Below are 13753 nucleotides of genomic sequence, written 5' to 3'. Positions count from 1 at the left end.
ATGCTTAAAAAACTACCCCTCATATTTTTAGTGTTGTTATTTTCTCTCTGTGGTTTCAGCCAGGAGAACGAGCAGGCCGGCCCTGTACTTTCTTTTGAGATACCGTCTCAAAACCTGTTGAGGTATAATCGCTACCTGGTACATCCGGCTTTCTCTGCTCTTGGTCCCGTAAATACATACATTGGTTTTCATCATCGGAACCAATGGGCGGATTACGATAATTCTCCCGAAGTATACCTGGCAAACTTCTCCGGAAAAATAAATGAGCGTACAGGCTTCGGCCTTGGCTTGTTTCAGCAGGGACTTGGAGTTATAGACAATTTCGGTCTTCTGGCCAATTATGCTTACGGTATTCAGGTGGCAGACTACAGTACACTCACATTTGGTGTCAACGTCACGTATTACCGGAGCGGGATTAACTGGGGGAGTGTTTTTGCTTCAGACATTCAGGATCCGGCATTGCAAAACATGGAGAATAGTTCGCTTATAGCGTTTCATCCCGGATTAAACCTCTCCTTCCGCAGTTTTGATGTGGGAGTGTATGCTGAAAATATCGTAAACTTCAATCTCACCAACTATGAGTCCTATATAAGTGATAATTCCGGAAAAATATTTTCCGCACATGTTATGCATACCCTCAAAATGGAGATGCTCGGCGGTGCGTTTGAGGATGGGGAAATGACTACCATGCTAAGAGGAAGGAAAACAGGAGAAGACTTTTTTCCCGGGGCAAGTCTTATTGTGAATTTTCCCCGACTCGGATGGCTGCAGGCAGGATACGATGATCTCTACGGAGCTGCAGCAGGTATAGGATTCAATCTTACCAGTCATTTGTCTTTGGGATATACGGTAGAAAAAGGCCTGAATGAAAACATAGCGAATTTCGGAGCCACCCATGAGTTTGGTTTGTCATATGCGTTTAAGTCTTCCGATACTCCACCTCGTTACGTTTCCGCAAAAAAGAAACGTCCTGCAGTAAGGCCCCGAACACAACAACCTGTTGCTTCCACAGCCGCCGAAACAGCGAAGGAAAAGCAGGAAGAAAAAGTGGAAAATTCCTTGAAAAGCGGAGTAGACGAAACCAAAAAGATCCCCGGAGAAGCTGTTGCTTCCACAATACAGCCACCGGTTATTCCGCAGATCGGGCAACAAACACCGGAAAAAGACAATGTAGGGCAGGAGGAACAAAAGAGAAGCGGCCTCGGACACCAGCAACTGGGAGATACACGCCTTACCGCAGAACGCAGAAGACAGATAAAAGACTCCATAGAGCAGGCAAAAAAAGCGGAAGAAATACGTATGGCCCTGGCTACTGTAGAAGAGCCTGTAAAAGATACGCTGGCAGAATCCAAAACCGCTGCGGCAACCCCTGTCCTGCAAAACCAGGAACCGGATATCGAAGACCTTCTTTTTGCAGCAGCAGCAAAACAGGAGAATATCCGTACACAAACCGCAACGCTAATGGATGTGGAAGACGGGTATTACATTATAGCCAATGTGTTTAAAAATGAATCCAACCTCAATAAATATATCAATACCCTGAAAAGTAAAGGGTGGAAAGCCGGATCCTTCAAAAATCCGGAAAACGATCTCAACTATGTTTATGTAAAACAATACGATACCTGGGAAGAAGCGATAAACCAGCGTAAAAAACATGCGAGAGAACTGAATAACAGCGGAGTGTGGGTTTTTCGAGTGAAAAATGCCAAGACCGTACTGGCTAAAATGGAAAGCCAGAAAATATTCGGTGAAATGTTGATGGACAGTATTAAAGTAGCGGAGATCACCCCGGAGATAAAAGATAACACGAAAGGGGATGATGGAAAAACAGCATTGGACCTCCCGCTCGCCGGAGGAGAAATCAGGTCCGCTGTTAAAAATGCCTACATACCGGTAGATATAATAGAATCCGTACCTGTTTTTCCGGGATGTGAAGACCTCAGGAATAATGAAGAGCGCAAAGCGTGCCTGGCCAATGGTATAGACAAGGTGATCCAGAGAAGGTTCAGGGCGTCTGTAGCTACCGGGTTAGGCTTGTCCGGTATACAAGGTGTCTATGTGGAATTCAAGGTAGGGACAGATGGAGAGGTTTCCGTGTTGCGTATCCGGGCGCCTCACAAACGGTTAGAAGAAGAAGCGAGAAGAGTTATAGGCCATATTCCCAAGATGCGGCCCGGCAGACAGGGCAATACCCCTGTTGATGTTATGTATTCCAAAGCTATAATTATAAAAATAGAATAATATATGAAGCCCCGGATATCTATCGGAATAACCAGGTACTGCATTTCAGATATCTGAAAAACAGTCCTGAGAGAAACAGAAAAAGCCTGCTTATAACCCGGACAAATGAAAACAAATGATTTTTTCCGCACCGTAGGTTTTCCATCAGAAAAAGAAACAGGTTAAACTCAATTAATAAAAGTTATATGATGAAAAATAGTACAGCTTTCAGGTCATTTGTCCTCGTTGTGTATGTGCTGTTTGCCGGAATGTCCTTTACATACGGACAATTTTTGAAACCTTTTGAGGTCCGGTACGAAAACAGGGTTCGGGGAAACATGACCATGATTTCCAATAATACTGTAAGCAGAAATAGTGGATGGGGGAGCCGTCCGAATGATCCTTATAATGGCAGTGGTAATAATGACAGCTTCAATATGGGATATATTGATGTGGATAATGATGGTTCCACTTTTAGCTCCAGTCGTGCCACACTCACTATAACAGACAGTGACGATTGTTATAAGATACTGTATGCAGGCTTGTACTGGGCAGGAACTTATCCATCCAATTCAAGTAGTGATAATACGAGAGAGTCTATAGACAGGGTTAAATTACAGCTTCCAGGAGCAACCGGCTATACGGATATCGTCGGAGAAGTTATTTATGACGGGTATAACTCTTCCGGGTTTGATGAAGACAACGGACCCTATGCCTGTTTTGCCGATATTACCGATTATATCACAAGTCTTAATAATCCTGAGGGAGAATATACTGTGGCCAACATTCGGGTAGGAGAGGGAAATAAATACTATTTTGGGGGAGCTTCGGCGGGATGGACTATATTTTTCGTATATGAAGACCTGGCCCTTCCAGCAAAATTTATTACATCTTTTGATGGCTTTGCCGCAGTAACCCGGGATGGGCAATCCAGCGTGGATGTACCGGTATCCGGTTTTCGCACTAATCCTGTGGGACCAGTGAGGGCTAATCTTATGACTTTGGCCCTGGAAGGAGACCGGGGAATAAATAACGACCGGTTTTTGCTTGATGCCGGGAGTAATGGCTTTTTTCAGAATGTAAGTGATAATCTCAATCCGTCCAATAATTTTTTTAATGCGAGAATATCGAATAATGATGTGGAATTCCTGGATAGAGAACCCAATAGCAGCAATACCCTGGGGTATGATGCCACTATCGTAGACATAACGAATATGCTTGCCAACAATGAAACGGAAGCAACCATGCGTTTTACCACTTCACAGGATGCTTATTATCCTTTTTTCAGTGCATTCAGTGCGGAAGTCGTAACGCCGGATATTCGCCTGGTGAAACATATTCGCGATGTGCATGGTAATGACATATCCGATCAGGAAGTAAACCTGGGGGAAACTTTAATCTATCGCATAGAATTTAAAAACATAGGAAATGACGATGCCCGTGATTTTTCTATTCGCGATTTGTTACCGGTAAATGCCCGTGTAAATGTAAATATTTCTGCCAGTAACAATGTAACATGGGCACACGATCAGGCGCAAGGTGAAATAATATTTAATGTGCCCGACAATATGGTACGGGCCGGAGACCCCACCGGCTGGATAGAAATACAGGTAAATGTATCTACCGAATGCGATGACTTTACGGCGGCCTGTTCGCATATCATTCGTAATCAAGCCTTTGGTACATACACAGGAGTGGACAGCGGTGAAGTAATTACGGAAGACCCCAGTCTCAGCGGGGTAAACGATTGCTATATAGGCGAGCAGGTACCGGTGAACATTCTGGCCAGTACGGCGACCTGTACTTTTGAAAGAGAAGAAGTTCTCTGTTCTGGAGAACTTACCCTTACCGCCGGGGGAGGTTTCGATACCTACACCTGGACAAATAGCGATGGAATTGAGGTAGGAACTACACAAAGTATTACCGTTAATATTCCGGGGACATATACGGTTTTCAAGGAAACGGCAGACGGTTCTACCTGTCCGGATCTCAATGAAGTGATCCATGTGGTACTTCACGGGGATATTCAGAATAATCCGCTCCTCCCCGAAGCCGACGTAGTAGAAAACTGTACGGATGACGGTAGCAGGCTGCCTAAATTCTTCCTTTGCGGAGTCGGGGACAGAAGACTTATAAATACGGGAATTGTAGATGTAGATGAGGTCCGCTGGGAAAAACTGGATGAAAACGGCGCCTGTGGCCCGGCAGACCGTGACGCGGTATGTGCCAACAAGAGTTCTGCCTGTACCTGGAATACCATAGCTACAGGATCTCAGTACGAGGTAGGTTCCGATGGCAGCGGACAATACCGTATGGTAGTTTCCTACCAGGGCGGTTGTTTTTCCCGTTTCTATTTTAACGTGTATACCAACGATCTGGATCCCCGGGCCGTATTGGAAAATATTATCTGCGGAAACCCGGGAAGTATTACCATAGACAATGTACCGGCCGGATATGAGTACAGATGGTTACGTGATGGTACGGAGATAGAGCCGTGGCAAAACGGGAATAATAGCATAGATGCGAATGTGGCCGGGATCTACGAAGTGGATATCCGCCAGGCAGACGTAGTCGGAGGATGTATATTTAATCTCAATAACCTGGTAATTCAGCAGCGGGACCTTACCGTTAACGTGGAAACAAAACCTGTTTCCGCATGTGGTCCCGGAACTATAGATATTACAGTAGAGGAAGTAGGGCCCCAATATTACTATCGGATTACCAACCAGACGGGAAGTACGGTTTTTGCGGAATACGGACCTACAAACGATACCAGGTTTACCTATGACGGTATTAACGATCCGAATACCTACCACATAGAAGTAACCGCCGAAGACGGTAGTTGTTCGCTGGACTGGGATGACGGTTTTGTTACCGTAGACAGGGTTGATCCTCTTGAACTTACCGCCTCTGTCCGGCAACACATATTTTGCGATGGTACCGGGATAATAGAAATGAATTCCGGTGGAGGCAGCACGCCGCACAGGTATGCCATATACCGGATAGACGGAACGGCACAAAATCCTGGTTATCCTGATGATTATCAGACGGATCAGGAATTTGAAATTAACACGGGAGGGAACTACGTTTTTGTAGTTATGGATGCGGACGGATGCCAGGCCCATTCCGGGACTGTAGTTATAGAAGACTACCCGCCCCTGGATTATGAAGTCTCCGGAGAAAACGTATCCTGTTACGGGGCTAACGACGGTAGAATACTGGTAACATACACCCCGGTAAGTGGTTTCGATTTCTCGTATTTGCTGGAGGATGTAAACGGTAACGATATTACTGCAACGCACCAAGCAGGAAACAATTTTGAAAACCTGCCTCCGGGAAGTTATACATTAACAGTTACACAATCCAGGGGAAATAATATCTGTGACGGAGAAACTCACGAAATAACCATTACGCAACCGGATAGCCCGCTGACTGCCACATCGGGAGTAAGCGAAACTGTAGAATGCGATGTAAATTCAGGAGGGCAAACCAGGGTAGTGAATGCCGAAGGAGGAACACCTCCTTATGAATACAGTTTTGACGGGGGAATAACCTATGGTAGTAACAATACCGGTTATCTTCCTTCCGGAGATCACAATGTTTATATAAGAGATGCCAACGGATGTACCTATACCATGACGGTAGAAGTGCCTGAACCACTCACCCCGCCAACTGCAACGGTAGATATAGGAGATTACGATTGCGAAGGTAACGCGGAAGCTACGATAAACCTGGACAATACAAATCCCGGATACAATTATTGGTATGAGATCGACGGTGTATTAAATGCGCCCGACAGCACATCCGGTATATTTACCGGAATATCACCTGGAAACCATGTGATTACGGTGAACTATGTAACACAAGATCCACCCCCTCCGAGTACACTGATGGTGGAAACCTTTGGTGCGGGGCCTACCGTGTCTACACCCTATATAAGTGCAGCTTATTGTTTTGAACCTCAAACAGGGGCCGGGACCAATTGCCCGACCAACTCAAACCCGGAGATAAATGACGGAGAGTATTCCGTTACCAATCATATAGAACATCCGTTCGGAACCTGGCTCTCACCAACGGATCATACCGGAGACCCGGATGGCAGAATGCTGGTTATCAATGTGGGAGATGCTGTTGGTGTGGGAGGAATAGTATACAGAAGAACCGCCAGGGATGTCATACCCGACAGGGATGTTATGGTTTCTTTATGGGGACTCAATCTTTTACGTGCCGGGACAGACCCCGGGCTTGGAGACCCTAACCTTGTTATACAATTAGTAGATGGTAGTGACAATGTAGTAGCAGAACACATAACTTCGGACATCCAGAGAGATAATAACTGGCATAATTTTGAAATTCCGCTGAATCCCGGAAATAATACGGAACTGGATATTGTGATCCGTACCAATTCCGCAATAATAAACGGTAATGATCTTGCCATAGATGATATTGTAGTATACCAGGTGCCCCGGCAATGTCCCGGTACTGTGGATATACCGGTTACTATTGAAAATGGCAGGGCATTTGACGCCCGCGTGACTAATGTGGCCGATCTTTTCTGTAGTGATGAGGATGAGACAACCATTGCTTTTGCAGTGGAAAATTACAATACAGCTTACGGTTTTGATTATAGCCTGGATGGCGGAGCTACATGGATTAACCGTACAACTTCTCCCGTATCGGTAACGGCGCCGGTAAATACGGCTACACATGAGATTACTTTAATGGTACGTTATGCCGAAGGAGAATGTGAATTGACTTTCGTCCGGAGTGTGAATGTTCCGGACCCTGTAACTGCTTCGGCAAGCTTGCAGCAAGAAGCCACATGTAGTACCGGAGCCAGTATCTCCGTAGAAGGTCAGGGCGGAGTACCTCCCTATCAATTTCGTATAGACGGAGGGACCACCTGGAGCAGTGCGGGAACAACTGCCGAATTTCACGATCTTGGCTCGGGGACACATATTATAGAGGTTCGCGATAGTAATTTTTGTATTTCGGATACCAGTATAGATATAGAAGCACCCACCCCCCTGGAATTTAGAGCGGAATCTTCCAATTGTTATAACGGGGATAGTAATGGTCAGATCATAGTAGATGTCGATAACGGAAACGGAGAATATCAGTTTCGTATAAACGGTGGAGCATGGCAAACCCCCAACCCGCCAACGGCCGAAAGTTATTATTTTACACAATTGACGTCCGGGACTTATATTATTGACGTCCGGGATGCTGCAGGTTGCGCCGGAGATCCTCTGACAGTGGTAATCCGTGAGGAACTAACCGCAGTGGTAACCCCGACGAATATAAATTGTGAATCCGGTACTATAAACGTTCAGCCTTCCGGAGGCGCCGGAGATTATGTATATGCATTTGTGCCGGCAGGATCAACCGTGACCCCGGCAGATTTTTCGGCTACATCAACTTTTGATGTAACCCCCGGGAATGAGGGAGATTACGATGTTCATGTTAGAGATAATAACGGAAATACGGAATATTGCGAATATCTTGAAACGGTGACTATTAACCAGGCGCCGGGTCTGAGTATAACGGTTACCCCCGAATCTCCGCAGTGCTATGGCGAAACCGGATCAGTTTCCGTGAATATAACCTCAGGAGAAGGATTGTTTACGATTGAAATTGCCGATAACAACGGAGATGTCGTGGATTCCGTAACCAATTTTGCAGGAACCACAAGAGTATTCACCAACCTGGAAGGAGGCTCCTATACCGTGACGGTAACCGATAGATACGGATGTGAAGAAGAACTGCCTGCGGATATTGAAGAACCTGACGAACTCACGGCAAACCTTGAAGCTATTCTGCCTGCCGATTGCGATGTTGTAGACCCCGACGAATTTGGTATGTTATTTACCGACTATCCTGCCTACCCGGAATTGACGGTAGAATTCAGTGTGGATAACGGAGTTACCTGGACGACAGATCCGGAGTTCAGGGGCTATCCGCCCGGAACACGGCTATACCCGTCCATGCGCACCGTAGACATCAATGGGGATAGAGTATGTCGTATGGATTTCGATAACCCTTTTGATGTGCCTTTTCCCCCGGTCAGCCTTGTTGTTGATGCGGTGGCGGAAGCTGTAGGATGTGATTTTCAGGTGACAGTAGAAGGAACAGACGGTGTACCACCTTATAGCTTTGCCGTGGTAGAAGGTGCCGGAACCCCTGCACCGGGAGATTGGGTGAGCCCGAACACCCCTCCGGATACGCATGTGTTTACCGGGCTTTTCCCCGGAAGGACTTACTCTTTTTATGTCAGAGATGATACGGGGTGTGTCCGTGTGAATGATGTGGATATTTATGACGAATACGATATTGTAGATACGGAAGTTGCTTATCAAAGTATACCTGCGTGTTTCGGAGAATCTAACGGGGAAATTACGTTCACCGTAAGTGATAAGGATGGTGTTTTTGAAAACCAGGTCCGATGGGAGCTAATGGACAGTAACGATAACCTGGTACAGGATAGTGGTGGAATAGTGCCCTATAACCCTTCGATGGATATACAGGTGGACAACCTGGCCCCCGGAGAATACTACCTTTTGGTTACTCAGGTAGATGCAGGAGGCACAGATGCCTGTTACGGTGCCAGCCGGAATGTACTTATACAGGAAGCACGGCCTATTACTATTACAGGTACGGATGTTCGGGATATAACCTGTAACTCCCCGGGTTTTGTGCAGCTAACAGGCACTACCGGCGGATGGGGAGGTTATAGCTATACCCTTTCCGGAACCAATCTTACCGAAGATATAGTAAGTACGGAAAACCCGGTCCGGGTATCTTATGATAAGGTAGTTGATCCTACAATTCCCGTGAGTGTGAATATATCTATAACAGATCAATATGGCTGTTCTTCGGATGTAGGCTCGGAAGTATTGAATGTTTCACAGGCACCCGAAATAACAGCGATAAATATAAGCAACTGTTCCTCTCCTTTTGCATTGGAAGTGGTTACCACCGGAGGTTCCGGAACGTATAGTTATTCCTTGAATGGCGGAGCCAATTATACGGATAACGGCGGATCCTTTCCGAATGTCGTACCGGGAACCTATGAGGTTATGGTTATGGATGGTAACGGATGTACGGCCGGCCCGGAAACCGTGGAGGTATATCCCCTGTTCGAAGCCGGTGTCCAGGTTACTAAATTGCTGGATTGTTCCCCTATTTCTTCCGATGCCGAAATTACGATAACGGCTACCGGAGGCTCCGGGAACTATGAATACGAAGTGTCCGGAGATGTCACAATTCCGAGAGGTACTATGAATACCAATCCGTTTATATTCTCTGTAGCAGATGCGGGAGATTATACGGTTAGCGTATATGATGTGGTAACAGGTAATGCCATATGGACGGCTTCGGAATGTGAAGTGGAAACAACAGTAACGATCCAGGACCCTGTTACACCTTCCTTTACGGTAAACACTACCGATATCAGTTGTAATGGCGCCAGGGACGGTATTATCCGGATGGTTGCGGTAGATAATGGAATTCTCCCGCTTACGTATACCTTAACCCCGATGCCTGCCGGAGTAACCTTAATGCCGGACGGAAACGGTTTTGAAAATCTGCCCCCCGGAAACTATACCGTTACTGCAACCGGAACTAACTACTGTACTACGGATATTGCAGATGTGATCATACAACAGCCCGATCCTGTTTCTGTTCCTGCCGCCGCTGTAACTGTTACACAATTTGGCTGTACAGTCGGGAATAGTGCGGATGAAGCATCTGTAGTAATCGATCCTTCGTTAATTACCGGTGGTTCGGGTACGTATATTACCTATGAATTTATAGAAAACACCTCCGGAACTGTGGTTCAGACCGGCTCATCTCCCGAATTGATATGGGCCGATCCCAACGGAGGCGATTTTACCATAAATGTTTATGACAATGAAGCGTGTTCGGGAACCGTTTCTGCTTTGATCGACCCGTTTGACGCACTCATAGAAGCGGAAGTAACGGCAACCGATGCAACCTGCGTAACCGGTGCAATTGCATCTGTGCGGGTAACCACAACTACGGGGAATACCAATAGAATACGATGGAGCCTGGATAATGGCGACGGAGATCCCGATACAAATAACTGGCAGCCTTATGGCACCACTATTGACGATCTGTCCCCTGGTTCATATGTGTTCATGGTAAGGCATATAGATACCGGATGCTTGATACCAGTGACCTATACGGTCCCGGAACCAGAAAGCTTCAGTATAGATATTAGTGTTCTGAATGATATTATTTGTCCCGGTACCGAATCGGGAGCGGTAACTTTTGAAATGACGGATACCTCGTATCCGGGAATATTCGAATGGGAAATATTTAATGCGGCCGATAGTACTTCTACCGGGAGGGCAGGTACACACGATGCCTCCAATGGCCTGACTCCTGTAGTCAATCTCGGTGGAGGAAGTTACTATGTGGAGATCCGCCAGATCAATGTACCGGGTTGTACCCGTACCAGGGCTTTCGGTATAGCAGAGCCAATTGGCGGAGATATAGAAGCTGAAACGGAAGTCATAGTAACTCCTATTACCTGTGAACAGGCAACGGGAAGTATATACATCCTGGCATCGGGTGGATGGGGAGGTCATAAGTATTATGTAGCTCCCATAACAGCACCAGCACCGGCAGAAGGTGATTTTGTCGATACGCGGAACTTTACCGGGCTCACTCCGAATATTTACCAGGTTTGGGTAAGTGATGCAGGAGGGTGTATGGTGCAACTGAGCAATGTTAACCTGCAGGAACCGGACCCTATAAACGCCGGGATAACTGCTAATCCCGGAACGGACCTGCAATGTATCGGAGATACCAATATTGAGGTGTCTGCGCAAAACGTTACCGGGGGCTCCGGTGACTATCAGTACCGGCTTAATCGCTATGCGGCGGATGGGACCACTATAGAAAACACAACAGATACCTATAATTCACCGGATTTCGGTGGTTTGGGGAAAGGGATTTACTCCATTACGATAGAAGATAACTGGGATTGTACATTTACTACCGCCACAATAACCATTACCGAACCGGCTCCTATAGTACCTGTACTGGAAATAGTGGAAAATATCCGTTGTGAAGAAGATGCCGTTATCCGTGTTTCGGCAACCGGCGGCATTGGCGGACCTTATACCTATAGTGCGGATATAAACGGACCTTACACCGGTACGGATACTTTCAATGTGGGGCCGGGGACATATTCTTTCTATGTGAAAGATGCTAATGACTGTGAACCGGTACGAAGTAATGAAGTAACCATAAATGCTATTGAAGATATTGTTATAGACCTGGATCTTTCTGCAGCAAGTGTTAATTGCAGCGGGGATGCTACAGCTACAATACGGGCTGCGGCAACCGGCGGACTGGGAAATTATCTCTATATCCTGCTCGATGAAAACCAGGCTCCTGTAGCAGGACAACAAAATGCTTCCGGTATATTTACAGGGCTTCTTGCAGGTACATATTACGTTATGGTGGAAAGTGACGATTGTGACGAGGTATCCGTAGCCATAACAGTAACGGAACCCGATCCCTTGATTATAGATGTAGAAACCATTGATGTTTTGTGTTACGGAGGCCGGAACGGAAGAATAACTCTTTCCGCAAGCGGAGGCACGGGAACAGTGAAGTATGCCATATCACCAAATCTGAACCAGTTCCATGAAGAAGCGGAGTTTGATAACCTGGGAGCAGGAACCTATACCATTGTTGCCCAGGATGGAGCAGGGTGCTTTGAGAGGTTCGAGGTTACGATCATCGAACCGGATCCGATAGCAATAGATCTGAGCTTTACGGAGGAGATATGTAAAGACGATAACAATGCATCCGTTACTGCAGTTATTACCGGGGGAACGGCACCGTATTTTACCAGTCTGAACAACAGGAATGACTATCAGGAAGGCAGGTTGGAGTTTACGGGTCTTGCAGGAGGGGAAACCTATGTAGTGTTCGTTAAGGACAGTAATGATTGTGAAACCTATCAGACAATCACCATTCCGGAAGGAGTCAATATTGTTCCCGAAGTGGAAATTATATATGGTTTTTGCCGCAACAGTTCTTTCCAAAATGAAGTTACCGTTCGAATAGCCGATCCGGGAGAAGTCACCAGGGTCACTTATTCCCTTGACGGAGGTACACCCCGTACCAGCAGAACCTTTGCAAATCTCGCACCGGGATCTCATACCATAGAGGTTATTCATACCAACGGATGTATAAAGAGTGTATCTTTTGTTATCGAAGAGAAAGATCCGCTGGATCGGGTAGAGGCAACAAGTGTTACCGATGTGAATTGTCACGGAGAAGAAACGGGTAGTATTACCGTTCAGGCTACCGGGGGAGAAGGCGCCATTGCGTATGCCATTCTCGGTATAGATGTTTACCAGTCTTCTAACGTATTCGATAACCTGGCAGTGGGAACCTATACCATTATAGCACGGGATGAAGCGGGATGTACGGTAACGACATCTGTGGAAATCGATGAGCCGTCACAGCCCGTAACTGTGCAGGTGGTGAGTTTACAGGAAGAAGTATGCGAAGGCGACCGGGATGCTTATGTGGAGATAAGTGTGTCCGGAGGTACACCCCCTTATGCCACCAGCCTGAACAACAGAAACAATTTTGTAAATGATAGATTCCTGTTTACAGACCTTCCGGGAGGAAGAACACATACTATCTATGTGAGAGATGCCGGCGGATGTGAATATATAGCTGTGGTGGACTTTGAAAACCCGGTGACCATTCAGCCCGAAGCGGAAATAAATTATGGCTGTGAAGGAGCATTTTCTACAAATTCAGTAACCATTAGCGTAGATGAAAATGTGGCTGATGATGTCATCTACAGATTGGATGGCGCGGCCGGACAAATGAGCAATATTTTCAGTGACCTTAGCCCGGGAATGCATACGGTAGAAGTACTGCATGCCAATGGATGTTCCAGAAGCGTATCCTTTATGGTTGAAGACATAGCGCCTTTACAGTTGAGACTCCAGGTGAACAACCTGAATGAGATTACGGCCATAGCATCCGGAGGTGCCGGAGGGTACCAATACTATGTTGATGATATAAGTCTTAACGACAAAAATACCTATTATATAAACCATACTGCGACATATACGGTACGTGTAGTCGATGCCAATGGCTGTGTTGCCATGGTGTCTATAAGTATGGAATTTATAGATATAGAGATTCCCAATGTATTTACCCCGAACGGAGACGGATATGAAGATACCTGGAAGATACGTAATTCCGAAGGGTATCCGGATATGAAAGTAATTATCTATGACCGCTACGGAAGGGAACTGGTGAAATTACCCCAGGGAATTGGCTGGGACGGAATCTATAAGGGAAGATTGTTGCCTACCGGAGATTACTGGTATACACTGAAACTCAACGGGGAAAATGATTCCCGTGAATTCGTAGGGCACTTTACCCTTTACAGATAAACAGATATTGGAAAAGCTGCCTGCTTACCGGAAATGACACTTCCTTTTCGCGCAGTTTGGGAAAGTCGGTTCCGGGA

Annotated in this window: 2 protein-coding genes; both read left to right on the top strand. The window is 46.3% G+C overall.

The genetic code is table 11. The features are described 5' to 3' along the window. Positions 1 to 2241: a PorP/SprF family type IX secretion system membrane protein gene (locus tag ACVBDU_RS17965; protein ID WP_447181109.1), complete on the top strand. Its 2241-nt coding sequence runs from the start codon at positions 1 to 3 to the stop codon at positions 2239 to 2241. A gap of 185 nt (positions 2242 to 2426) precedes the next feature. Further along, on the top strand, positions 2427 to 13676 hold the full coding sequence (locus ACVBDU_RS17960) for a T9SS type B sorting domain-containing protein (protein WP_447181108.1): 11250 nt from the start codon (positions 2427 to 2429) through the stop codon (positions 13674 to 13676). Positions 13677 to 13753: the final 77 nt, after the last annotated feature.

It is taken from the genome of Sinomicrobium endophyticum (assembly GCF_052983315.1).
Note: the sequence above shows the minus strand (reverse complement) of the source record. Positions and strands in the feature narration are given on the sequence as shown.

What these genes read in the sequence shown, in the direction of transcription:
- ACVBDU_RS17965 (WP_447181109.1), top strand. Translation starts at nt 1, where the DNA reads ATGCTTAAAAAACTACCCCTCATATTTTTAGTGTTGTTATTTTCTCTC.
- ACVBDU_RS17960 (WP_447181108.1), top strand. Translation starts at nt 2,427, where the DNA reads ATGATGAAAAATAGTACAGCTTTCAGGTCATTTGTCCTCGTTGTGTAT.